Below are 22,142 nucleotides of genomic sequence, written 5' to 3' on the forward strand. Positions count from 1 at the left end.
GGGATCGTTCTTCCCTAAGGCCGCCGAAACCCTGTCGGGCTGCCATAGAGATAGCCGATGCGCGCGACGGCGTCTTTCAATCCCTCGTGCGACACCAGCATGGTGTGGCCATTGGCGTGGATCATCGTGTCGGCATCGGTCATGACGGCGACATGGCCCTTCCAGAACACCAGATCGCCGCGTCGCAAGCCTGAGAAATCAGGTCCCGGTTCGAGCGGCTCGCCAAGTGTCGCCGCCTGCATGTCCGAGTCGCGCAGCACGTCGCTGCCGGCCATACGCATCGCCAGTTGCACTAGGCCCGAACAGTCGATGCCGAACCCGGAAGTGCCACCCCAGAGATAGGGCGTGCCGAGAAACGCCTCGGCAACCGCGACATAGTCGGAGCCAGCTTCACTGAGCGGCCGCAGGTGACCTGCGATCAGCGCCTCGCCGGAAGGCAGGACCGCATAATGCGTACCGCGCGTCTCGGCGGCCTCCGTCACTGTCACCGTCGATCCCATCGACAATTGTCCGGCGATCGGAAAGCGCAGATCCGGCCCGGGGTAAAGGAAGGTGCGCGGCACGCAGACGATGTGCGTCGGCGCATGGTCCCGTTTGCCCAGCATCGTGTCGGCGACATAGCCGACATAGCCGTCGCGTTCGGCCTGGACCCAGGCCCAGCCTTCAGCGACATCGAAGACCAGGACATCGTCGCCGAACAGCGCTTGCGTGTTGACGCCGGCATCAGGCCGCGGCGCCTTGCGCATATCGGCCACTGAGGCGGTGACCCGCGCCGGCCGGCCGGCGACGAAGCGCTCGGCGGCGACCTCGCCCTTCAGCCGTGCATCGGCAAGGTCGGAGCGAAAAGCGTGAAGGCGGGCATCCCTGGCAGTCAAATCGAGCACTCTGTTGAAAAGGTAATTCGCTCACATCGGCAGTTGGAGCGCCTTGGCGATGATACCATCGCCGAAGCGCTCGACAAAGAGCGCGCCCTCGACCGTGCGCCTGATCAGAACATTGCGCTTGTCGAGTTCGTCGCGATGGCGCGAGACGAGTTTCAAAGCGCCCATCGTGTCGAGCGCGCGGGTGATCACGGGCTTGGTGACATTGAGGCGCGCGGCGAGCCCGCGCACGGTGTGCGGCGGCGGATCGAGATAGATGGTGAACAGGATTGCCGTCTGGCGCATGGTCAGATCGGGCGCGTCGTCGCGCACCTGCGACAGCATCACCTGCTGCCACAGTCGCAAGGCCTGGCTCGGGCGCATCGCAATCGACATCGCGCCAGCATGACGGCAAATTGTTTCGGTTCCGTTTCAGTCAAAGCGATTGCCGTCTCTCGCCTGCAACCGTCAGCCGTAGCGTTTCGCGATGATCCGCTCCAGCGCGCGGATGCCTTGTGCCTCACCGCCGGCGGGGCCATGCGGACGGTCAGCCGGGTTCCAGGCGAAGATGTCGAAATGCGCCCAGCCCGCGGTTTTTTCGACGAAGCGCTTGAGGAACAGCGCCGCGGTGATCGAGCCGGCGAAACCATCCGGGGTGACATTGTTGATGTCGGCGATCTTCGACGACAGTTTTGCATCGTAGGGCTGCCACAGCGGCATGCGCCACAGCGGATCCTCGACCGCGACGGAAGCCGCCGCAAGATCGGATGCCAGCGCTTCCTCACTTGTGTAGAACGGCGGCAGATCGGGGCCGAGCGCGACACGGGCAGCCCCGGTCAGCGTCGCCATGTCGATCAGAAGCTGCGGCTCCTCCTCGTCGGCCAGCGCCAGCGCGTCGGCCAGCACCAGCCGCCCCTCGGCATCCGTGTTGCCGATCTCGACAGTGATGCCCTTGCGGCTCGCAAGCACGTCCCCGGGCCGGAAGGCGTTGCCGGCAATCGAATTCTCAACTGCGGGAATGAGCACGCGCAGTCGCACATTCAGCCCGGCAGCCATGATCATCGAGGCGAGGCCAAGCACATTGGCGGCACCGCCCATGTCCTTTTTCATCAGCAGCATGCCGGACGATGGCTTGATGTCGAGACCGCCCGTATCGAAGCAGACGCCCTTGCCGACCAGCGTCACCTTCGGCGCCCCTTGCTGCCCCCACTGCATATCGATCAGGCGCGGCGCGCCGGCCGACGCACGGCCGACAGCATGGATCATCGGGAAATTCCGGTCGAGGAGATCGTCACCCTTGACCACCGAGACTTCGGCCTTGTGCCTGGCGGCCAGGGTCCGCACCGCCTGCTCCAAATCTTCCGGGCCCATATCGCTGGTCGGCGTGTTGACCAGATCGCGTGTCAGGAAGACGCCATCGGCAATGCGGCGAACGCGCCCGGCATCGACGCCTGCCGGCAGGCCGAAGCGCAGCGCCCTGCCTGACTTCTTGCCGTAACGGGTGAAGACATAGCCGCCGAGCAGCAGCGCGGTGGCCGCGAGTTCGGGCTCGACCGGCGTCGAGGCGAAATGCCAGTCGCCTTCCGGCAAGGCTTTCGACAGTGCGCCGAGGGCGAGCGCGCCTTCGCCATCGCCGACGCCGAACAAGGCGCCGCCGAGCGCCCCGTTTTCGCCGGGCACGACCAGCGTCCTGCCTGCCTCGCCGGAAAAGCCGTTGGCCCTGGCCCAGGCGACAGCGGCCGGCGCAAGGCCGGCCGCGTCTAGACCGTCCCTGGCGATCAGATGGACCGGCAGCGCGCCCGGCAATATCTTCCCGACGAGTTCGACAGGCATGCGATGTTCTCCGTGTGAGTCGCCGTTCTTAACCGTCCGTTAGGGTTAACAGAATATTTCTGCGGGAGGGAAGACGGCCACGCAATGGCCGCGCATGAATGGAGGCTTAGGTGGCCATGCCGACCAACCGCAGGATCAACGCCAGGGGAAAACGGCTCATCATCACGGCCCTTGTGTTGGCGCTGGCGGCGGGCGTCGCCGGTTGCGGAACCGACAAGCTCTCCACCGGCTCTATCGCACGCACCAGCGGCAAACCGCTGGAAAGCATGTCGGCCGGGGAACTGCACAATGCCACCGGCGCACTTGGCCAATCCTACGCGAAGAATCCCAACGACAAGCGGATCGCGACGAACTATGCGGCGGCATTGCAGATGGATGGCGACGCCGATCAGTCGCTGGCCGTGATGCGCAAGCTCGCCATCGCTTTGCCCAAGGATCGTGACGTGCTTGCCTCCTATGGCAAGGCGCTGGCCGCCAATGGCCAGTTCGAGGCGGCGCTCGACGCCGTGCGCCGCGCTCAGACACCGGAATATCCCGACTGGAAGCTGGTGTCGGCCGAAGCGGCCATTCTCGACCAGACCGGTCAGAAGGACGATGCGCGCAGGCTTTACCGCAAGGCGCTCGACCTCAAGCCGAACGAGCCTTCCGTGCTCTCCAATCTTGGCATGTCGTATGTGCTGGAAGGTGACCTGCGCACCGCCGAAACCTATATGCGCTCGGCCGCGCAACAGCCGAACGCGGACAGCCGCGTCCGCCAGAATCTGGCACTGGTCGTCGGCCTGCAAGGCCGGTTCGACGAGGCCGAGAAGATCGCCTCGCAGGAGCTCTCGCCCGAACAGGCGCAGGCAAACGTCGCCTATCTCAGGCAGATGTTGGCCCAGCAGAATGCCTGGAGCCAGCTCAAGGACCAGGACAAGCCGAAATCCGCGACCAACTGAGACCACAATCCCGATGCCCAACGAAGAAGCCGCGCTGCATGCGCGGCTTCTTCGTTTGAGGGAATGCAGGAATTTACCTCGCCGCTACTGGGCGTTTGTTGCCGGCGCCGCATGATCGCCGAAGATACCGCGCTGGCTGACCTGAATGCCGGCGGGACCCAAAATGATGGCGAAGAGCACCGGCAGAAAAAACAGGATCATCGGCACGGTAAGTTTTGGCGGCAGGGCGGCCGCCTTCTTCTCGGCCGCATTCATGCGCATGTCGCGGCTTTCGGCGGCAAGCACGCGCAGTGCATGCGCCACCGGCGTGCCGTAACGCTCGGCCTGGACGAGCGCCTGCGACACCGACTTGACCGAATCCAGGCCGGTGCGGCTTGCCAGGTTCTCGTAGGCCTGCTTACGCTCCGGCAGATAGGAAAGCTCGGCGTTGGTGAGGATGAATTCTTCCGCCAGCGCCACCGATTGCGCACCGATCTCGTCGGCGACCTTGCGCAGTGCCGCTTCCACCGACATGCCCGATTCGACGCAGATCAGCATCAGATCGAGCCCATCCGGCCATGCCATCTGGATCGACTGCTTGCGCTTGGTGGCGCGGTTGTTGACGTAGATGACCGGTGCGTAGAAGCCGCCGTAAGCAACGAGGACGCAGACGAACAGCCTGATGACCAGTGGCTTGTCGGGCAGCCCTCCGAGCACGAAGATGTAGATTGCGGCCAGCGCGAAACCGACAAAAGGAAGCACGAGACGGAAGAAAAGGAACCGCGTCAGCGGATTCTGTCCACGAAAACCGGCCACCTTGAGTTTCTGCAATGTGCTCTCATCGGCGAGCGCGCGTCTCAGATCCAGCCGGTCGACAATGTTGCGCATGCCGATCGACTGTTCCTCGCGCAAGCCCTTGCGACGGCGGTCGGCCTCGACCGCAAGCCGGGCGCGCTGTTGCGCACGCAGTTCGTCGCGTTCCAGCGCAACGGATTTCATGCGTGACTTGAGCTGGTTTCCGCCAAACGCCGGCAGCAAGGTGAGGACGGTCGCAAACACCGCTATCGCGACCAGCATCGCGATCAGGAAGCTCGGATCCGTCAGGGTCTTGATGACTTGCTCGGTCATGCCAGCATCCTAGACTTCGAAGTTCATCATCTTGCGCATCACCAGGATGCCGATCGACATCCAGACCGCAGAGCAACCAAGGATCAGGTTTCCGACGCTGGTGTTGAAGAGCGGCATCAGGTAGGCCGGGCTCGACAGGTAGACGAGAAAGGCGACGATGAAGGGCAGCGCACCGATGATCGCGGCGGACGCCTTCGCTTCCATCGACAGCGCCGCGACCTTGGCTTTCATCTTCTTGCGATCGCGAAGCACGCGCGAAAGATTGCCCAGCGCCTCGGAGAGATTGCCGCCGGCCTGCGATTGAATCTGGATAACGATGCCGAAGAAGCTTGCCTCGGTGCAAGGCATGGTTTCGGGCATGCGCAAGGTCGCGTCGGGGATAGAGAGGCCCATCTGCTGTGAATCGACGATGCGGCGAAACTCGGTCTTCACGGGTTCGGGCGATTCGTTGGCGATCAGGCGCACGGCGTCGTTCAGCGGCAGGCCGGATTTGACCGCACGCACGATGATGTCGAGCGCATTTGGAAATTCGTTGAGGAATGCCTTGACCCGGCGGGCGCGACGAAACGTGACGAACCAGCGCGGCAGGCCCAGCCCCCCGGCCAGCAGCACGCCCGGCAAGGCGATCAGCGGGGCTCCGGCCACAAAGGCGACCATCGTCAAAACGATGCCGCATATTGCGGAATATATATAGAAACGCTCGATGGTGGTCTTGAGGTCGGCCTGACGAAGCTGGGCTTTCAGCGGCGGTTTCTTGACGCGGCTGTCCTTGGTTTTCTGCTTGGCGTCGAGTTCGTTGAGAGAATCCTGAACCGATTTGCGCCGCTTGGTGGCTTCCGCCACGCGGTCGCGCGAGGCCTTGACCACGGAGCGATCCGTCTCGGCGGTCCTGATCGTTTCGAGCCGCTTGCCGACCTGTTTCTCGTTGCTGATCCGGGTGAACAGAAATGCATAAGCGACGGCGCCGGCGCTGAAGCCGGCGAGCACGACAAACGCCAGTACTGTGCCGTCAATTCCAAACATTGGCCCGAACCCTTACACCCCAGCACACGTCAGTCAGCGCGTTTCTCCATCGCCTCGAGCGCAATGGCGAGACGCTGCTCCTCGCCGTAATAGCGTGCACGCTCCCAGAAATGCGGACGGCCGATGCCGGTCGATACGTGCTCACCCAACAGCCGGCCGTTGGCGTCCTCACCCTTGATGTTGTAGAGGACGATATCCTGCGTGATGATGACGTCGCCTTCCATCCCGATCACCTCGGTGATGTGGGTGATGCGGCGCGAGCCGTCGCGCAAGCGCGCCGCCTGGATGATCACGTCGATGGAGCCGACGACGATTTCGCGCACTGTCTTTTGCGGCAGCGAATAACCGCCCATGGCAATCATGGATTCGATACGGTTCAGGCATTCGCGCGGGCTGTTCGAGTGGATCGTGCCCATCGAGCCGTCGTGGCCGGTGTTCATCGCCTGCAGAAGATCGAACACCTCGGGTCCGCGCACTTCGCCGACGATGATGCGCTCGGGCCGCATGCGCAGGCAGTTCTTGACCAGGTCGCGCATCGTCACCTCACCCTCGCCCTCCAAATTGGGCGGGCGGGTTTCGAGGCGTACCACATGCGGCTGCTGCAATTGCAGCTCGGCCGAGTCTTCGCAGGTGATGACGCGCTCCTCGCGGTCGATATAGTTGGTCAGGCAATTGAGCAGCGTGGTCTTGCCCGAACCGGTGCCGCCCGAGATCACGATGTTGCAGCGAACACGACTGATGATCTTGAGAACTTCGGCGCCCTGCGGCGAGATGGCGCCGAACTTGACCAGTTGATCGAGCGTCAGCTTGTCCTTCTTGAATTTACGGATGGTGAGCGTGGCACCGTCGATGGAGAGCGGCGGCGCGATGACGTTGACGCGGGAGCCGTCGGGAAGGCGCGCGTCGCAGATCGGGCTGGATTCGTCGACGCGGCGGCCAACCTGGCTGACGATGCGCTGGCAGATGTTGAGGAGCTGCTGGTTGTCACGAAAGCGGATGCCGGTCTGTTCGACCTTGCCGTTGACTTCGATGTAGACGTTCCTGGAGCCGTTGACCATGATGTCTGCGATGTCGTCGCGGGCGAGCAGCGGCTCGAGCGGCCCATAACCGAGCACGTCGTTGCAGATGTCCTCGAGCAGCTCTTCCTGCTCGGCGATCGTCATTGCGAAGTTCTTGATCGCGATGATGTCGTTGACGATATCGCGGATTTCCTCGCGCGCGCTTTCAGGATCAAGCTTGGAAAGCTGCGACAGATCGATGGTGTCGATGAGCGCGGAGAAGACCTGGCTCTTGGTATCGTAATAAGTTTCGCTCTTTTCGCGCTGTGCCCGCTTCGGCTCAGGCGCCAATGGCGGTGCCTCGACCGCACGGCGCGCCGGCGGCGCGACAGGCGCGCTTGGCGCCGCCGCGGGCCGGGTCAGAACCGCCGTGTCCATGGAACCTGCAGCCGGCGGCGCAACAGGCGCCGGTGCTGGCTGGCGAAATTCCGGCGTGAACCGGTTGCCGTCGTCGCTGCCTCTTTTACCAAACATGATCGACTACCGATTCCACTGCTGAAGCGTCACTTCTTGTTGCGCGAGAGCTTGCCGAGCAGGCTGCCGAGCCCGGCCTTCTTCTTGATCTTGATTTCGCTGCGCCCGGTCAGCACATGCGCCATTTCGTTGATCATCGCGACAACCGGGTTCTTGGCATCCATTTCGCCAAGCATGCGTCCGTTGTTGGCGGCATTGCCGAACAGCAACGGATCAAAAGCAATGACCGACATCGGCGACAGGCCGAGCGGCTCGGCGAAATCGGACGGCGAAATCTCCGGGCGCTTCGGCACGCCTGCCTGGTTGATGATCAGCTTGGGCGGCGGATCATTGGGACGAAGCCGCTTGAGCATATCGACGAGGTTCTTGGTGTTGCGCAGATTGGCAAGTTCCGGTGTCGCAGTGATGACGATCTCGTCGGCCTTGACCAGGGTGTTCTTGGTCCAGCCCGTCCAGGCATGGGGGACGTCTAGCACCAGAAGCGGCACACTGCGCTGGGCGGTGTCGATGAGCTGAACGAAGGCCTCGGGATCGAAATCATAGACCCGTTCGAGCGTCGAAGGTGCTGCCAGCAGCGACAGATGCTCGGCGCACTGGGTCAGCAGCCGGTCGAGATAGACTTCATCGATGCGTTCCGGTGAAAACACTGCCTCGGCGATGCCTTGCGCCGGATCTTGGTCGAAATTCATGTTGGCGGTGCCGAAAGCCAGATCGAGATCGGCGACGACCACTTCGGATTTGAACAGGGAGGACATCGCCCAAGCCACATTGTGTGCGATCGTCGAGGAGCCGACACCGCCCTTGGCGCCGACAAAGGCGATCGAGCGGCCGAGCGGCTCGGCTTCCGGATCGATAAAAATCGACGACACCACGCTGACGATGTCGGCCATCGAGACCGGTGCGATCACATATTCGGAAATGCCGTTGCGGATGAGCTCGCGGTAGAGGCCGACATCATTGTAGTGGCCGATCACCACCACCTTCGACGTCGGATCGCAATATTCCGAAAGCTGGGCGAGTTGTTCCAGCAATTGCTTGGGCTCGCTGCGCGATTCCAGCAGGATCAGGTTGGGCGTCGGCGCCGATTGGTAGAATTCGATGGCGGTGGGGACGCCGCCCATATGCACCTTGAGATGCGCCTTTGTCATACGGCGGTCCTCGCCGGCGCGCTCGACCGGGTTGGCGACACCCTCGGTCTCGCAGAATGCCTGGATCGAGATGCGCGGGATCGGCCGCAACGCCTGCATCGCGGCGATGTCCTGCTGCGAGGTATCGCTGCCGTCCACCGGGGCGTCATAGGCAAGGTTGCTCATCGTCATGCTCTTTCCCGTGGCCTGTTCTATCCGAGACTGGCGGCTTAGTAGTCTACTTCCGAATTGCCCAGGAACTCATCCGAAATGCCTCTTGCACGGTAGACATCGATCACCGCGCCGCGATTTTCAGCATCGATTGTGGACGGCTTGCGCGGGCCGAGCAGATCGGCCGGGTTGGCCATCTGGGCGGCAAGATTGTTCTGATAGGAGCAGCCGAAGTCGGCATAGTGCTTGTTTTCCGACGTATCGACGAGGTCGGCTGGCCAGCGTCCGCATTTGTCGGTCTGCGCCCTCACCGCAACATAAGCGACGCGGACCGGCGAGGATATCTCGCTCGAGGCGGCTTGATAGGAGGTGACGACGATCCGGTTGCGCTTAACACCGGCGGCGATTGCGAGCCGACCGAAATCGCGGGCGGCCGCAGTCGCGGCGACCTCGTTGGCGGATCCGCTCGGGACCTGGATCGTCAGCGTCGGGGCGGCGCTCCTGTCATAGCCGTCCAGGAAGCCAAGAAGCGTATCGCGCTGTGAGCCGGTCATGCCGCGGTCACCGGCGCCGACCGGCAGGTCGATCTTCTGGTTCTTCTCCGCGATCACGATCGGATGGTTGGTGCGATAGTCATCCGGAATGGCGCCAACGGTGATGCTGTCGCGGTGGGCGCAGCCAGCGAGCAGCGCCACCACCGCAACCGCCAGGACCGGAACGGCTCGCCGGCAGACCTGCGAACGGCCAAAGCGCATCGTTGTGGCGATGGTGCTTGCCTTCAATGCTGACTGAGACATGTCCGCTTCCCCGCTCACTTGTAGATGAAGCCGACAACGCCGTGGTAGCGGCCGTTGGGCTTGTCTGTCTGCATGGTGCCGTAGACGCGATTGACGCGGCCAAGGAACATGCCGGCGCCATCGCTGGCGGCGTTGAAATTGTCATCCGGCTTGGCAAGGTCGTTGCGGGCCACCGGCTTCACCAGATAGGGCGTTATGATGATGACGAGCTCGGTCTCGTTGCGCACGAAGTCCCTGCTGCGGAAGAGCGCGCCGAGCACCGGTATCTTTGTCAGTCCGGGCAACCCATTGACGGCTTGCCTGACATCGTCGCGAACCAGGCCGGCGATCATCATGGAGCCGCCTGAGGGCAGTTCCACCGTCGTATCGGCAAGACGCTTGCGCAGCGACAGGGCATTCATTCCGGGACTGGTCACGCCCGAGGAGAGCGATACGGATCCCTCGGTTGTCGGCTCGGAAACCGACGTCCTGACCTTCAGGCTTATGCGGCCGGGAGACAACACCACCGGCTGGAATTCCAGGCCGATGCCGTACTCGATCTTGTCGAGGGTGTAGGTTTTCAGGCCAGTCTGGTTGTCGGAGGATACGTTCTGGGAGACGCTGCTCACCATATTGTATTCACCGCCGACCTTGAAGGTCGCCTTCTCGCCTGATACGGCGGTCAGGGTCGGCTCGGCCAAGGTCTTCATGACCCCGGACTGCTCCATGGCGTTGATATAGGCCTGCAGCCCCGACGCGCCGATCTGGAAGCCCGAATTCGACAGCTGCTTGCCAAGGCCGGTGAAGTTGTCGCTGATCGAGCCGTAGCTGATGCCGTTGCTGCCACCGCTGCCGACCATGTTGACGCCAAGCTGCTTCATCACCGAACGGCTGACTTCGGCGACTGTCACCTTCAGCGTGACCTGGTCGTCGCCGATGATCTGAAGCAGGTTGACGATCTTGCTGGTGCGGCGCTCCTGGTCCGGGTTGTTGATGTCGACACCGCTCTGGGCCGAACCGCCGGCCGCCGTCTGCGAATATTGTCCCGTCGTCGCTTCACCACCCGAAACGAAGATCGTCGCCAGGTCGACCGCGCGTTTTGCGTCCAGCGGCGTGTCGACCGTTCCGGTCAGGACGACGTTGTCGTTGAGCAGTTCCACCTTGATGGTCGACGTCGGCAGGAAGCGCCTGATATAATCCTCAAGGCCGGCAACATCGCGTTCGACAGCCAGGTCCAGGCTGACGATCTGCTCGCCATTCGGGCCGAAGACAAAAATGTTCGTCTCGCCGACCGCCTTGCCGAACAGGTAGATGCGCCTGGCGGTGCGGGTCACCGCATCGGCAACCGCCGGGTTGGCGACGAGAATGTCGTAGGCATCGCTCGGCAGGTCGATGACCACAGACTTGTTGAGGCCGAGCTTGACGCGCTGGGTGGCCGTCGATGCCGTGACCTGCGCGTTCTTTGCCTCGACGACGCTGCCTTGCAAATTCGATCCGACGAGCAGCAGGCCGAACGCCGCGGCTACGATTGCCGGCAGTTTACCGCTTAGCCTCATTTCCTTGCTCCCACTTCGGAAACTTCGCCCGACTTGATCAGCCTCACCGTTCCCCTGCGGCCATTGCCGGAAACGAGATAGTCGGCCTCACCCAGATTCTTTTCCTGCGCGTCCGCGACTGCCCGTAGCGCCAGGGTCAGGCGATCCGCCATCTGTTGGGCGACGGTGATGATCTCCGCCTGCTTGGGCGTCAGTTCCAGCGTGGCGGTCTGACCCACCCTAGTCTTCTTGCCTTCCTCGTCCTCCTGAATGGTCTGATCGATGGCCAGGACGCGGATGTTCTTGAGGATGGTCTCGGTGTTGAAGCCGGCGGCGCCGCTGGCGGCATCGGCCCTGCGGGTCATGATGACGTCGACGAAATCGTTGGGAAGAATGAAGCCGCCGGCCGACGTATCGGCCGAGATGGCCGTGGCGACCGCCCGCATGCCGGAAGGCAGGATCGACGACATGAAGCTCTGCCCCTCGCCGATCAGCTTGGAGCGCCGCAGGGGTTCTCCGGCATACATTGCCACACGGGCAACGGAACTCTTCAGCTTGTCCAGCGCCTCGGGCTCGGCGGTGCGGGTGATGAAATTCGCGTTGACGCCGTCGGCGGGCCAGGATTGCCAGGCGATGTTGTTTTGGATCGGGCTGCCCATCGGAACGTCGCCTGAAAGCACAAGCACATCCTGGAGTGCCACTGCCGGGGCTTGGGGGCCGGAATCGACGACGACCTGGGGCGGCGGTGCCACCATGTTCTTCGCGACATAGCCAGCGCCACCCGCCGCGGCCACCGCCACGCTCAGAATTATCAATCGCGATGCTGGCATCTGTCCGAACCCTTGCCCTGGCAAACCACGTAGCCAAGCCGGACTTTGCAGCGGCAATCGTCAAAACAAGGTTAATGTAATGCTTACGATCGTGATTAATTTAAGGTTTACATAAATTAGCCGGAATGTGGTCTGAACGGCCAAAATGGCCGGGCCGGCCCTGTTGAGAACGGGGTTTCGGCAATGCTGACAGACAATAAAAATAAGATCGTGCTCAAGTCGCCAGCCTGGCAAGCGCCCATACCATCAAAGGCGAATCCGGATAGGTCAGCAACCCGCCAAGGCCGAGGGCGACGCCGTAGGGAACACCTTTTGCCTCGTCGGCGAAATGGCGCAGAAACGGATTTTGGCCGGTAACGGCCGCAAGCAGCGACTTCCGGTAGAGGATGATCGCCAGCGTCAGCAGGCCGCCGATGATTGTCGAGGCGACAAGATACTCCACGAGATTGATATTGAGGCCCATCCACATCGCGGTGGCGGCCAGAAGCTTGGCGTCGCCGCCGCCCATGCCGCCCATTGCAAACAGGCCGAACGTCACGGCCAGGACCAGGGCGCCGGCGGCGAAATGTCCGCCATAGACCGCCCAGTCCATACCCGTCAGCGGCGCGACCAGCGCGAAGACAACGACGAGCAGCACCGGCACGCGATTGGCGATCGTCATCGACAGCATGTCGGAAATCGCGGCAAACAGCATGCAGAACGGAAAGACGACGAAGATCAGGGCTTCAAGCATCGGCGCTGTGCCTATTGTTCAATTCCAATGCGGCCAGTCTAGACATGTTCGATTAACGATTGATGAGGCCCGCTGCTAAAACGTCTTGGTACCCTAAGGTCTCACAAACAAAGCAAGGGCCGCCAGTGAGGCGGCCCTTGCTGCAAGTTGATTGCTTCAGCGATAGCGAATCAGTTGCCAGCGCCGTTCAACGTGGATCCGATGTTGGTGAACTTGGCGTTGAGCGCAGTACCGAGCTGGCCCGCGCCAGTGATGATGGCGAGCGCAATGAGAGCGGCGATCAGACCATATTCGATAGCGGTCGCGCCGGATTCGTCCTTCACAAAACGTGCGATGAGATTAGACATTCGAGAGCTCCTACTCCACGTGTTACAGCACTTCCGTCAACTTCTGTGATGGTTGATCGGATGCTGCCAATCTAGGGAGAAGCTCTTTCGATCGGCTTAAGAAACAGCCTTACCGATTCCTTTCCCGGTTCGAACACATTGCGTGGTTAACCTGGGGCTAATATACCACTGAGCCTTCTCGCCCCGGGTTTGTGGACTTCCGGACAGTGCCCGGCGAGCGTCCTTGTCTGCCATCGCATCATTGGCGACACCGCATGCTTAACCGTTGGTTCACCAATCTCGTTCATGTTCCGTTGATCAGTCCGCCTGCGTGGAGCGCCTCAATGGCCCAGCCGAGATCGTCAATCCTGATTGCCGCGCTTCTTGCCGTCTCGAGCTTCGTCGCGCCCGCCATGGCCGGCGCCGGTATCGAGGTCACGATGAACCAGGCCAAGATCGTCAAACTGTCGCGTCCCGCCGACACCATCGTGGTCGGCAACCCGGCAATCGCCGACGCTTCGGTGCAGGACGCTTCAACGATCGTGCTCACCGGCAAAGGCTTCGGGGTCACCAATCTGGTCGTGCTCGATACGGACGGCAGCCCCATCGTCGACGAGCAGGTTACCGTGGTGCGGCAAGCCGCCTCGTCCGTGCGCATCTATCGGCGCGCCGAAATCCAGACGATGTCGTGCACACCCTATTGCGAAAGCTCGTACAAGAGCGAAGCGGAGAAGTCTTCGGAAGCGGAGATGAGCGTCAGCCGATAGGTGGCGTTGCCGACTGCCGTTCCGGTTATTGTCTGGTTAAGAGGCCTGCGCCGACTTTAACGATCATCCAAACCGGACCTCAATCGGTTTGCGCTAATGCTCCTTCCGAGACCGCATAGAGATCGGCAGGATCGGACATGAGCAAGGAATTCGGTCGCGCAGGCGACCACAAAGTGAGACGCCCAAGGTTTTTCGCCCGCTTCCTTCGTGACCGGCGCGGCGCCACGGCAATCGAATTCGCGATCCTTTCAGTCCCCTTCGCGCTGCTTGTCTTTGCCATTCTGGAAAGCTGCATCTCGTTTGCCGGCCAGGAGGTGATGGCCAACGTCACCGACGATGTCGCGCGCAAGCTGCGCACCGGCCAGTTGAGAGCGGCTGACGTTGCCGGAACCAATTTGCGGGACATGATCTGCACGAAACTGCAGATCATCGTCTCCCAGGATTGTCCCAATCAACTGCTGGTGGATCTTCGCCAATATACGTCGTTCGCCGATGCGGCCACGGCAGGCTTCAAGATCCAGAACGGCGACGTCGTACTGACGAAAGGCACCGCAACCCAATCGTTCTCAGTGACAGCGGGTGCGGCGGAGTCGAGGAACATGCTTCGGGTCTTCTACAAGTGGCCTGTTATGACCGATCTGCTGGCGCAGTCGATGGGCGGCAACAAGACCCTGCATTTCGCATCGGTGACCTGGCAGAACGAGCCGTTCGACAACTGAGCGGAATGCACGAGCAGTATAAGAAAAGGGCAAGGGCATGATGCGTGCGGGGGCACATCTTATGATTACGGGAGTTTGGCGGAAAGCAAGCCGATTCTGGTCCGATCGCCGCGGCATCGCGGCGGTTGAATTCGCGTTGATCATGCCAATTCTGCTGATCATGTATTTCCTGACAATGGAAGCGTCGCAAGCCATCGAGACCAGCAAGAAGGTCAGTCGTATCGGCAGCATGGTGGCCGATCTCGTCACCCAGCAGACAAGCGTCCTCAAAGCGGATGTCGACGCCATCATGCAGATCGGCAGCGTCACCCTTCAGCCCTACAACCGCTCGCCCCCTAGCATCACCATCACGGCGATACAGGTTACGCCCGATGCGACGAGGGCGCTGGTGGTGTGGTCACGCAAATTGGTCGCCGGCGTCGCCAGCCGTGGCGCCGGCGCCACAACCGAGACAACGATCCCGACGTCGCTCAGAGTCGCCAACACGTTTCTCATTCGCGTCGAAAGCAACCTCGGCTATACGCCGGTCATCGCGTGGAGCGCGAGCAGTCAACAGAAGCTTGGACTGACCTCGGCTTTCAGCAACATAACCATGGGCGAAACCTATTATCTGCGCCCCCGCAGAAGCGTGACGATCCCTTGCAGCGACTGTTGAACAGAACCAGCTAGGCCCTGCGCAGGGCCGCTACTGCTGCGGCTCACGGTCCGAAACGAAGCGCACGATAGCAGCGGCCATCTCGTAGTCTTTTGGCGCCACGCGAGCGAAGCCGCCGGAATGTCCCGATTCCAGGAGGGCGTAGATATCGGGCGTCGTCGACTTGAGGTTGGTGAGGAACACGGCAAGTCGACGCTTGGCTTCCGGGTCGAGATCGCTGCGGACCGCGTGCGGGCCGTATCTCAGCAGACCCGACGTCCACACGACACGAAGCGCCGTCACCGAGAGCCCTGCCGCCTCCAACCTGGCCTGCGTGCCCGACGGTTCTCGCGGGCCGTCGGCAGCGGCCGTCACCCAGCCAAACAGGCCATCAGCCTTGCCGTCGACCAGCATCGTCTCGGCCGCCGCGGCCGAATCGGCACGGGCCAGAAACGGTGCATCTTCCGCGATCTTGCGGCCTTCCGCGGCCAACGCCGCCAATGGCAGGAGAGAACCGCCGACGCTGTCCGAAGGCGCCATGGCGATACGATGGCGGTCCATCGCCGCAAGGTCGGGCAGCTTGCCGTCCCGCGTCAGCAGAACGGAGCGGATGCCGATCGCGCCGTCTGAATCGACCGGAGCGACAAGCGGTTCGATACATAAGCAGCGCTGCGAGGCCGTTGCATAGGCGGTGGCCGAATAGATCGCATATTCGATGCGGGAATCGGCCTGCGCCTCGATCAGCGCGGCATAATTGCGGGCAACGACAAACTCGACCTTCATGCCCAATGCTTTGGTGTAGGCGTCGGTCAACACAGCCAGCCCCGGAACGGCGTTGCCGGCACCTGGCTCGGCAACGATGCCTATGCGAAACGTGCCGATATCATCGCGCCAGTCGGCATGCGCCGGGTTGGACCAGAGCCCGACGAGCCCGCCCGGCCCCAGCAACAGAGCGGCATATGTCTTTAACGCAACCCTCATGACAGAACCGCCGTCTGTTTTCCCGGATCGATGCTCAGATCGTCATTCCCAAACCGCTGCGCACTTTTGGGCGATATGCACTGATTGTCACGCCTGCCCGTTGCCGTTTGGTTTCCGAATTGCCAATGAAGTCGCGGAACCCTATGTCTGGTCGGTCAAACTGGCAACAACTTGATGGCGCGCGCTTTCCTCTTCGTCCTGGATTCCTTCGGCATCGGCGGCGCGGCCGACGCCGACCGCTACGGTGACGCCGGCGCCAACACATTCGCGCACATCGCAGAGGCCTGTGCGGAGGGCCGTGCGGATCGCGAAGGGTCTCGTAGTGGACCGCTGTTTGTCCCTCATATGGCCTCACTCGGGCTTGGCAAGGCTGCCGAAACCGCGACGGGACTGGGATTTGCCAACAGCGGGGCGGATATGCTCCCAACTGCCTTTCACGGCGCCGCACAGGAGGTTTCGAGCGGCAAGGATACGCCATCCGGCCATTGGGAAATCGCCGGCCTGCCGGTGCGCCTCGACTGGGGCTATTTCCCGGATACGGTTCCGGCCTTTCCGGCCGAACTGACCGAGGCGATCATCCGTGAAGGCAAGGTGCCGGGCATTCTCGGCAATTGCCATGCGCCGGGCACCGAGATCATCGAGCGCTTCGGTGAGGAGCACATCCGGACCGGCAAGCCGATCTGCTACACGTCGGTCGACTCGGTCCTGCAAATCGCCGCGCATGAAGTCCATTTCGGCCTCGACCGGCTTTATGAATTCTGCCAGGTGGTGCGCAGGCTGGTTGACCCGCTGAGGATTGGACGGGTGATCGCGCGGCCGTTCGTCGGCGAAACCACCGCCACTTTCGAGCGGACATACAACCGTCATGACTACGCCGTGCCTCCGCCGGAACCGACCCTGCTCGACCGGCTGACGGCGCGTGGCAGCCGTGTCATCGCCGTCGGCAAGATCGGCGACATCTTCGCCCATCGCGGAATTTCGCAAGTGCGCAAGGCGGCAGGCAACATGGCGATGTTCGACGAGGCGCTGGGTGCGATCGATGATGCCGGCGACGGTGACCTCGTCTTCGCCAATTTCGTCGACTTCGACACCGAATTCGGTCACCGCCGCGATGTCGCAGGCTATGCTGCCGCGCTCGAGGCCTTCGACCTGCGGCTGCCGGAAGCATTTGCGAGGCTGCGGCAGGGCGATCTTCTCATCCTGACGGCCGACCACGGCAACGACCCGACCTGGGGCGGGACCGATCACACGCGCGAGCGCATTCCGGTGATCGGCACTGGACCGGGTCTCAAGGGCGGCGACATCGGACTGAGAACGACATTCGCCGACATTGGCGAGACCCTGGCCGAGCATTTCGGGCTGGCGCCCGGACGCTACGGCACTTCTTTCTATACGGCGATCGGCGGTCATGCCTGAATTGCCGGAAGTCGAAACCGTCCGGCGCGGACTTCAGCCGGTTCTGGAAGGCGCCACCATCGCCCGCGTCGAGGCGCGCCGACCGGATCTGCGCTTTCCATTTCCCGAGAAATTCGCGCAGCGGCTGACCGGCAAGACGATCACGGCACTCGGCCGCCGGGCCAAGTATCTGACGATGGACCTGGAAGGCGGGCCCGTGCTGATCTGCCATCTCGGCATGTCGGGCTCATTCCGCGTCGAGACGGCCGATGGCAGCGACATGCCCGGCATCTTCCGGCACGACCGCTCGAAAAGCTCCAATCACGACCACGTCGTCTTCCATGTCGAGTCTCCAACCGGTGCCCGGTCCCGCGTGATCTTCAATGATCCGCGCCGCTTCGGCTTCATGTTGTTTGCGGAGGGACTGCCGGACGTTCACCCGATGCTGGCTGGACTTGGCGTCGAGCCTACGGGCAACACATTGGACGGTGCGCTGCTCGCCTCATTGATGAAGGGGCGGCGATCACCACTGAAGGCAGCGCTTCTCGACCAGAGGCTGATCGCCGGGCTCGGCAACATCTATGTGTCGGAGGCGTTGTGGCGTGCCGGCCTGTCGCCGCTGCGCGAGGCGGGCACGATCGCCAGGCCCGGAAAGAAAGCCCAAGCCCAAAGCGAACACCTCGCGCAAGCCATTCGTTCGGTGATATCGGATGCGATCGCAGCCGGCGGCTCCTCACTGCGGGACTATATGCAGACCGATGGGTCGCTGGGCTATTTCCAGCACGCCTTCGCCGTCTACGACCGCGAAGGCGAGGCCTGCTCCAAGCCCGGCTGCGGCGGCCACATCGAACGGATCGTGCAGAGCGGCCGATCGACCTTTTATTGCCGGACATGTCAGCGGTGAGTTTGAGCAATTCCAGGAAAAGTGTGAAACGGTTTTCCGTCGAGAATTGCGTCGAGACAAGGAGATGGGAGCGGTTCTGCGTTTCCGTGAAACGATGAACCGCTCTAGACGAGCGTGAGCAAGGAGAAGCAGCCATGGCCTATGAGACGATCATCACCGAGACGCACGGCAAGGTTGGGCTGATCACGCTGAACAGGCCGCAGGCGCTCAACGCGCTGAATTCGCAGATTCTGACCGAAGTGGTGGCAGCCGTGAACGGGTTCAGCGCCGATCCAGATATCGGCGCCATGGTCATCACGGGTTCCGAAAAGGCTTTCGCCGCCGGCGCCGATATCAAGGAGATGCAGTCCATCTCCTACGCGGACGCCTACGCTCAAGACTTCTTCGTCGGCTGGGAGGAACTGACGCGGGCGCGAAAGCCTATTATCGCGGCGGTGGCGGGCTATGCACTCGGCGGCGGCTGCGAGCTGGCGATGATGTGCGATTTCATTATCGCCGCCGACACGGCCAAATTCGGCCAGCCCGAGATCACCCTCGGCGTCATTCCAGGCATGGGCGGGTCACAAAGGCTGACCCGCTTCGTCGGCAAGTCGAAAGCGATGGACATGTGCCTGACCGGGCGGATGATGGATGCCGCCGAGGCCGAGCGTTCTGGTCTGGTGTCGCGGGTCGTGCCTGCCGGCGAGCTTGTCGAGGAGGCGCTGAAGGCCGCAGCCAAGATCGCCGCTTTCTCACTACCATCGGTGATGATGGCGAAGGAGGCTGTCAACCGCGCCTTCGAGACGACGCTTGCCGAGGGATTGCGGTTCGAGCGCCGGCTGTTTCACTCGCTGTTTGCACTGGACGATCAGAAGGAAGGCATGGCGGCCTTTGCCGAGAAGCGGAAGCCGAATTTCACCAACCGCTGACGCCAATCCCTTGGCCGCGAAGAAGATGGCTGTTGGCCGCCAAAAAGAAGACCGGGCAGCGTTGACGCGCCGGAAAAGCTGAACTATAAGCCGCACCAACCGAGGCGGCCCCGTGGCTGCCCGTTTGTTTTTTGCGCCCTGCGGCATTCCGCATGCGCCGACCAGATCAGAAGAGAGGCATCATGGCCAATACATCCTCGGCCAAAAAGGCAACGCGCAAGATCGTCCGCCGCGCAGCGATCAACAAGAACCGCCGCTCGCGCGTCCGCACCTATATCCGCCAGGTCGAAGAGGCGCTTGCCTCCGGCGACAAGGCTGCCGCACAGGCTGCCTTCAAGATCGCGGAGCCGGAATTGATGCGCGCCGCGACCAAGGGCGTGATTCACAAGAACACGGCGTCCCGCAAGGTGTCGCGACTGGCTCAGCGGGTCAAGGTACTGTCGGCCTGACATTACTTGCCTAGACTGACGTTCTTCGAACCCGGCCGTTTGTGCCGGGTTTTTTCGTTTGCCGGCAAGCACTTAAAAAGAATGTCCGGAAACGGCGTCTTAGGCGGATTTCACAATTGGGAATAGTTTGCCGGCATATGCATGCCTGCTGTTGATCGGCATGCTTGAAAAGGGCCAGCTTAATGATTCTTAACTGTCAGAAATAGCTTATAATTTTCAGACACTTACTGATGGTGATCCACAGCTTGTCCACACCGGGCCGACCCGATCGGGGACAAGTCGCTGTCAAGCGAATTATTTCAGAATATTTCTCTCAGCGTCCGGTTTTTCATATTCGCCGGAAAAGGGTTTGAATCACAATGGCTTTGTTAAAATGTGCCGTCACGGCACGCCACTCGAACCCGCCTCCAGTAACCAGATTCCTTAAAAATCCGTTAGACGTGGCCTTGCCCTATCCACAGCGATTTCGGTAGTGTCGATCTATCGAAAGGGACGGGCTCTGGCTCTTAACCCAAGCCTGAATCGGCCAGCTTAAATTGGCGGGATTTGCAACGCGGATCAAGTCCGCGGACGGGTTTGGTTTGTCTTTTTCGATACGGTAGGGGACTGGCGTAACTAGACATGGCAGGTAGACGGCGCGCCGGCGCTCCTTTCGCCGGACGGTGTTGTATTGCCCTGACATACCCAACGCGGACTGGCTTCCATGGGCCGGCACCGGTTCCCGCAGATAATGGGCGACGTTCATCTGCCGGCGGCGGCAGCGGACATCGTAGCAAAGACTTAGGTCGCCGGAACCGGATGCAGGAGGCGCATCCCCGGTGGAAACAGGTACGGAAGAACAAGGAAAAGATCATGCAGAGCGGCATCGAAAGGGAGCTTACGGGCGACCTCCCATTTCCTGGAACTTTGATCGGAGCAAACGACATGGCGGTGTCCAGCGACGCGGAACAGAAATTCGACCGGGTCAAAGCCCAGTTGAAGGCGCGCCTGGGAACCGAAGTTTATTCGAGCTGGTTTGGCCGCATGAAGGTCGCCGAGGCTTCCAAGGGCATCGTCCGCATCTCGGTGCCTACTGCCTTCCTGCGCTCATGGATCAACGGCCACTATCTCGACCTCATCTCCGAGTTGTGGAAGCAGGAGGATCCCGATCTCCTCAAGATCGACATCGTCGTGCGCACGGCAACCCGTCAGGGACGCAGCCAGGCCGAGCCAGAGGTAACGCCAGCACGCAGCAAGGTGACACGGCAGACGCAGACGGCGCTTGCCGCCGGCACAGTCAGCCCCAGCCGGGTGGAGCGCGCACCGGCTCCGCGTCCGGGCACACCGATCGAGAGCGAATTCCGCCACAACGTTTTGGGATCACCGCTCGATCCGCGCTACACGTTCGGCTCCTTCATCGAGGGACCGTCGAACCGGGTGGCCTTCGCCGCCGCCAAGGCAGTGGCGGAATCGCAATCGAGCGCGGTGCGCTTCAATCCGCTTTTCCTTCACGCAACCGTCGGGCTCGGCAAGACACATTTGCTGCAGGCCATCGCCGCGGAATCGCTGAAGCAGAACCCCAAGTCGCGCGTCGTCTATCTCACGGCCGAGTATTTCATGTGGCGCTTTGCCACCGCGATCCGCGACAACAACGCGCTGACGCTCAAGGAACAGCTGCGCGACATCGACCTGCTCATCATCGACGACATGCAGTTTCTGCAGGGCAAGTCGATCCAGCACGAATTCTGCCACCTCATCAACATGCTGCTCGACAGCGCCAAGCAGGTCGTCGTCGCCGCCGACCGGCCGCCATCGGAACTGGAATCGCTCGAACCGCGGGTCCGTTCGCGCCTCAATGGCGGTGTCGCGCTTGAAATGTCGGCGCCCGATTTCGCCATGCGCCTCGGCATGCTCAAATTGCGCCTTGCCACGGCCAGGAGCGACGACGCGTCGCTCGACATTTCGGAGGAGATCCTCAATCACGTCGCCCGCACCGTGACCGGCAGCGGACGCGAGCTGGAAGGCGCCTTCAATCAGCTTTTGTTCCGTCAATCCTTCGAGCCGCAGATCACCATCGACCGGATCGACGAAATCCTCGGCCACATCTATCGCACCGGCGAGCCGAAGCGTGTCCGTATTGAGGACATCCAGCGCATCGTGGCGCGTCACTACAATGTGTCGAAGACCGAATTGCTGTCCAACCGGCGCACGCGCACCATCGTCAAGCCGCGGCAGGTCGCCATGTACCTGTCGAAGGTGATGACGCCGCGCTCGCTGCCTGAGATCGGACGGCGTTTCGGCGGCCGCGATCACACCACGGTGCTGCATGCCGTGCGCAAGATCGAGGACCTTTCCGGCAACGACAACACGCTGGCGCAGGAACTTGAGCTTCTGAGGCGGTTGATCAACGACCAGGCCTGATCCTCCGGGGATGGCAGAGCCGGAACAATACCGGAATTCAATGGCTTGCCAGTGCGGCGCTGGGCCTGGATCGGGCTCGTGGCGCCGCCTGGGAGCGATCTGGATTTCGGTTTTACGACACTGGCTAGCGGACTTCGGGCGCGTTATCCCCAGAAAGCCCGCCTAGCCGGCCTGAACCGGTGGCGCGGGCTTGC

At 61.9% G+C, this 22,142-nt stretch carries 22 protein-coding genes; 9 read left to right on the forward strand and 13 right to left on the reverse strand.

Annotated features, from left to right (window positions below; all coding sequences use genetic code 11):
- Positions 1 to 14: 14 nt before the first annotated feature.
- From NKI99_RS10000 to NKI99_RS10010, 3 genes are all read right to left on the reverse strand, one after another.
- Complete coding sequence (locus NKI99_RS10000) at positions 15 to 875, reverse strand: C40 family peptidase (RefSeq protein ID WP_352610741.1); 861 nt, start codon at positions 873 to 875, stop codon at positions 15 to 17.
- A gap of 30 nt (positions 876 to 905) precedes the next feature.
- The gene (locus NKI99_RS10005; protein ID WP_352610742.1) at positions 906 to 1,256 is read right to left on the reverse strand and encodes a MarR family winged helix-turn-helix transcriptional regulator; all 351 of its coding nucleotides are present in this window, start codon (positions 1,254 to 1,256) and stop codon (positions 906 to 908) included.
- Between the two features lie 72 nt (positions 1,257 to 1,328).
- Positions 1,329 to 2,693 carry a leucyl aminopeptidase family protein gene (locus NKI99_RS10010; protein WP_352610743.1) on the reverse strand — a complete coding sequence of 455 codons (1,365 nt, stop codon included), beginning with the start codon at positions 2,691 to 2,693 and terminating at the stop codon, positions 1,329 to 1,331.
- A 116-nt stretch (positions 2,694 to 2,809) separates the two neighbouring features.
- Here NKI99_RS10010 and NKI99_RS10015 point away from each other — a divergent pair, with 116 nt between their 5' ends.
- Positions 2,810 to 3,631, forward strand: a complete 822-nt coding sequence (locus NKI99_RS10015) for a tetratricopeptide repeat protein (RefSeq protein WP_352610821.1) — start codon at positions 2,810 to 2,812, stop codon at positions 3,629 to 3,631.
- 84 nt (positions 3,632 to 3,715) lie between these two features.
- Here the strand turns inward: NKI99_RS10015 and NKI99_RS10020 are convergent, their stop codons facing one another.
- From NKI99_RS10020 to NKI99_RS10060, 9 genes are all read right to left on the reverse strand, one after another.
- Positions 3,716 to 4,738 (reverse strand): type II secretion system F family protein, encoded by a 1,023-nt coding sequence (locus NKI99_RS10020; RefSeq protein ID WP_023811371.1) that lies wholly within the window; start codon positions 4,736 to 4,738, stop codon positions 3,716 to 3,718.
- Between the two features lie 9 nt (positions 4,739 to 4,747).
- Positions 4,748 to 5,761, reverse strand: a complete 1,014-nt coding sequence (locus tag NKI99_RS10025) for a type II secretion system F family protein (protein ID WP_128304345.1) — start codon at positions 5,759 to 5,761, stop codon at positions 4,748 to 4,750.
- Between the two features lie 29 nt (positions 5,762 to 5,790).
- Positions 5,791 to 7,293: a TadA family conjugal transfer-associated ATPase gene (locus tag NKI99_RS10030; RefSeq protein WP_352439645.1), complete on the reverse strand. Its 1,503-nt coding sequence runs from the start codon at positions 7,291 to 7,293 to the stop codon at positions 5,791 to 5,793.
- A 29-nt stretch (positions 7,294 to 7,322) separates the two neighbouring features.
- The gene (locus NKI99_RS10035) at positions 7,323 to 8,612 is read right to left on the reverse strand and encodes a CpaE/TadZ family protein (protein ID WP_032909185.1); all 1,290 of its coding nucleotides are present in this window, start codon (positions 8,610 to 8,612) and stop codon (positions 7,323 to 7,325) included.
- A 38-nt stretch (positions 8,613 to 8,650) separates the two neighbouring features.
- Positions 8,651 to 9,388: a CpaD family pilus assembly protein gene (locus NKI99_RS10040; protein ID WP_352610744.1), complete on the reverse strand. Its 738-nt coding sequence runs from the start codon at positions 9,386 to 9,388 to the stop codon at positions 8,651 to 8,653.
- 14 nt (positions 9,389 to 9,402) lie between these two features.
- A complete protein-coding gene (locus tag NKI99_RS10045) occupies positions 9,403 to 10,923 on the reverse strand; it encodes a type II and III secretion system protein family protein (RefSeq protein WP_023811376.1) in 1,521 nt (506 codons plus the stop codon).
- Positions 10,920 to 11,732: a Flp pilus assembly protein CpaB gene (cpaB, locus tag NKI99_RS10050; protein ID WP_352610745.1), complete on the reverse strand. Its 813-nt coding sequence runs from the start codon at positions 11,730 to 11,732 to the stop codon at positions 10,920 to 10,922. Before cpaB ends, NKI99_RS10045 begins: the two co-directional genes overlap by 4 nt.
- A 214-nt stretch (positions 11,733 to 11,946) precedes the next feature.
- Positions 11,947 to 12,465, reverse strand: coding sequence for an A24 family peptidase (locus NKI99_RS10055; protein WP_127327694.1), 519 nt, complete (start codon positions 12,463 to 12,465; stop codon positions 11,947 to 11,949).
- Positions 12,466 to 12,635: 170 nt separating this feature from the next.
- Positions 12,636 to 12,812 carry a Flp family type IVb pilin gene (locus NKI99_RS10060; RefSeq protein WP_127327695.1) on the reverse strand — a complete coding sequence of 59 codons (177 nt, stop codon included), beginning with the start codon at positions 12,810 to 12,812 and terminating at the stop codon, positions 12,636 to 12,638.
- A gap of 323 nt (positions 12,813 to 13,135) precedes the next feature.
- Between NKI99_RS10060 and NKI99_RS10065 the strand changes: the two genes are divergently transcribed.
- The 3 genes from NKI99_RS10065 to NKI99_RS10075 all read left to right on the forward strand — a co-directional run bounded on the left by NKI99_RS10065 (position 13,136) and on the right by NKI99_RS10075 (position 14,932).
- Positions 13,136 to 13,558, forward strand: a complete 423-nt coding sequence (locus NKI99_RS10065) for a pilus assembly protein N-terminal domain-containing protein (protein ID WP_013533687.1) — start codon at positions 13,136 to 13,138, stop codon at positions 13,556 to 13,558.
- 137 nt (positions 13,559 to 13,695) lie between these two features.
- Positions 13,696 to 14,277, forward strand: coding sequence for a TadE/TadG family type IV pilus assembly protein (locus tag NKI99_RS10070; RefSeq protein WP_352610746.1), 582 nt, complete (start codon positions 13,696 to 13,698; stop codon positions 14,275 to 14,277).
- Positions 14,278 to 14,314: 37 nt separating this feature from the next.
- On the forward strand, positions 14,315 to 14,932 hold the full coding sequence (locus NKI99_RS10075) for a TadE/TadG family type IV pilus assembly protein (protein ID WP_127295248.1): 618 nt from the start codon (positions 14,315 to 14,317) through the stop codon (positions 14,930 to 14,932).
- A 30-nt stretch (positions 14,933 to 14,962) separates the two neighbouring features.
- Here NKI99_RS10075 and NKI99_RS10080 read toward each other — a convergent pair whose 3' ends face one another.
- Positions 14,963 to 15,892 carry a phosphate/phosphite/phosphonate ABC transporter substrate-binding protein gene (locus NKI99_RS10080; protein ID WP_352610747.1) on the reverse strand — a complete coding sequence of 310 codons (930 nt, stop codon included), beginning with the start codon at positions 15,890 to 15,892 and terminating at the stop codon, positions 14,963 to 14,965.
- Between the two features lie 174 nt (positions 15,893 to 16,066).
- On the opposite strand from NKI99_RS10080, the gene NKI99_RS10085 reads away from it, so the two are divergent.
- The 5 genes from NKI99_RS10085 (at position 16,067) to dnaA (ending at position 21,948) form a co-directional block, all read left to right on the forward strand.
- On the forward strand, positions 16,067 to 17,308 hold the full coding sequence (locus NKI99_RS10085; RefSeq protein ID WP_352610749.1) for a phosphopentomutase: 1,242 nt from the start codon (positions 16,067 to 16,069) through the stop codon (positions 17,306 to 17,308).
- Positions 17,301 to 18,191 carry a bifunctional DNA-formamidopyrimidine glycosylase/DNA-(apurinic or apyrimidinic site) lyase gene (gene mutM / locus NKI99_RS10090; protein WP_023811384.1) on the forward strand — a complete coding sequence of 297 codons (891 nt, stop codon included), beginning with the start codon at positions 17,301 to 17,303 and terminating at the stop codon, positions 18,189 to 18,191. Before NKI99_RS10085 ends, mutM begins: the two co-directional genes overlap by 8 nt.
- Positions 18,192 to 18,325: 134 nt before the next feature.
- On the forward strand, positions 18,326 to 19,099 hold the full coding sequence (locus tag NKI99_RS10095) for an enoyl-CoA hydratase (RefSeq protein ID WP_023811385.1): 774 nt from the start codon (positions 18,326 to 18,328) through the stop codon (positions 19,097 to 19,099).
- A gap of 182 nt (positions 19,100 to 19,281) precedes the next feature.
- A complete protein-coding gene (gene rpsT, locus NKI99_RS10100; protein WP_013533694.1) occupies positions 19,282 to 19,548 on the forward strand; it encodes a 30S ribosomal protein S20 in 267 nt (88 codons plus the stop codon).
- A 924-nt stretch (positions 19,549 to 20,472) separates the two neighbouring features.
- Positions 20,473 to 21,948: a chromosomal replication initiator protein DnaA gene (dnaA, locus tag NKI99_RS10105; protein WP_023811386.1), complete on the forward strand. Its 1,476-nt coding sequence runs from the start codon at positions 20,473 to 20,475 to the stop codon at positions 21,946 to 21,948.
- Positions 21,949 to 22,142 lie beyond the last annotated feature (194 nt).

This window comes from Mesorhizobium sp. M0239 (assembly GCF_040321815.1).
Taxonomy (GTDB): domain Bacteria; phylum Pseudomonadota; class Alphaproteobacteria; order Rhizobiales; family Rhizobiaceae; genus Mesorhizobium.

Excerpts from the sequence above, each read along its gene's own strand:
- cpaB (WP_352610745.1), bottom strand. The coding sequence starts at position 11,732 with ATGCCAGCATCGCGATTGATAATTCTGAGCGTGGCGGTGGCCGCGGCG.
- NKI99_RS10080 (WP_352610747.1), bottom strand. The coding sequence starts at position 15,892 with ATGAGGGTTGCGTTAAAGACATATGCCGCTCTGTTGCTGGGGCCGGGC.
- NKI99_RS10015 (WP_352610821.1), top strand. The coding sequence starts at position 2,810 with ATGCCGACCAACCGCAGGATCAACGCCAGGGGAAAACGGCTCATCATC.
- NKI99_RS10045 (WP_023811376.1), bottom strand. The coding sequence starts at position 10,923 with ATGAGGCTAAGCGGTAAACTGCCGGCAATCGTAGCCGCGGCGTTCGGC.
- NKI99_RS10020 (WP_023811371.1), bottom strand. The coding sequence starts at position 4,738 with ATGACCGAGCAAGTCATCAAGACCCTGACGGATCCGAGCTTCCTGATC.
- NKI99_RS10085 (WP_352610749.1), top strand. The coding sequence starts at position 16,067 with ATGGCGCGCGCTTTCCTCTTCGTCCTGGATTCCTTCGGCATCGGCGGC.
- rpsT (WP_013533694.1), top strand. The coding sequence starts at position 19,282 with ATGGCCAATACATCCTCGGCCAAAAAGGCAACGCGCAAGATCGTCCGC.
- NKI99_RS10070 (WP_352610746.1), top strand. The coding sequence starts at position 13,696 with ATGAGCAAGGAATTCGGTCGCGCAGGCGACCACAAAGTGAGACGCCCA.
- NKI99_RS10035 (WP_032909185.1), bottom strand. The coding sequence starts at position 8,612 with ATGACGATGAGCAACCTTGCCTATGACGCCCCGGTGGACGGCAGCGAT.
- NKI99_RS10005 (WP_352610742.1), bottom strand. The coding sequence starts at position 1,256 with ATGTCGATTGCGATGCGCCCGAGCCAGGCCTTGCGACTGTGGCAGCAG.
- NKI99_RS10040 (WP_352610744.1), bottom strand. The coding sequence starts at position 9,388 with ATGTCTCAGTCAGCATTGAAGGCAAGCACCATCGCCACAACGATGCGC.
- NKI99_RS10055 (WP_127327694.1), bottom strand. The coding sequence starts at position 12,465 with ATGCTTGAAGCCCTGATCTTCGTCGTCTTTCCGTTCTGCATGCTGTTT.
- dnaA (WP_023811386.1), top strand. The coding sequence starts at position 20,473 with ATGGCGGTGTCCAGCGACGCGGAACAGAAATTCGACCGGGTCAAAGCC.
- NKI99_RS10065 (WP_013533687.1), top strand. The coding sequence starts at position 13,136 with ATGGCCCAGCCGAGATCGTCAATCCTGATTGCCGCGCTTCTTGCCGTC.
- mutM (WP_023811384.1), top strand. The coding sequence starts at position 17,301 with ATGCCTGAATTGCCGGAAGTCGAAACCGTCCGGCGCGGACTTCAGCCG.
- NKI99_RS10010 (WP_352610743.1), bottom strand. The coding sequence starts at position 2,693 with ATGCCTGTCGAACTCGTCGGGAAGATATTGCCGGGCGCGCTGCCGGTC.
- NKI99_RS10075 (WP_127295248.1), top strand. The coding sequence starts at position 14,315 with ATGATGCGTGCGGGGGCACATCTTATGATTACGGGAGTTTGGCGGAAA.
- NKI99_RS10095 (WP_023811385.1), top strand. The coding sequence starts at position 18,326 with ATGGCCTATGAGACGATCATCACCGAGACGCACGGCAAGGTTGGGCTG.
- NKI99_RS10030 (WP_352439645.1), bottom strand. The coding sequence starts at position 7,293 with ATGTTTGGTAAAAGAGGCAGCGACGACGGCAACCGGTTCACGCCGGAA.
- NKI99_RS10025 (WP_128304345.1), bottom strand. The coding sequence starts at position 5,761 with ATGTTTGGAATTGACGGCACAGTACTGGCGTTTGTCGTGCTCGCCGGC.
- NKI99_RS10060 (WP_127327695.1), bottom strand. The coding sequence starts at position 12,812 with ATGTCTAATCTCATCGCACGTTTTGTGAAGGACGAATCCGGCGCGACC.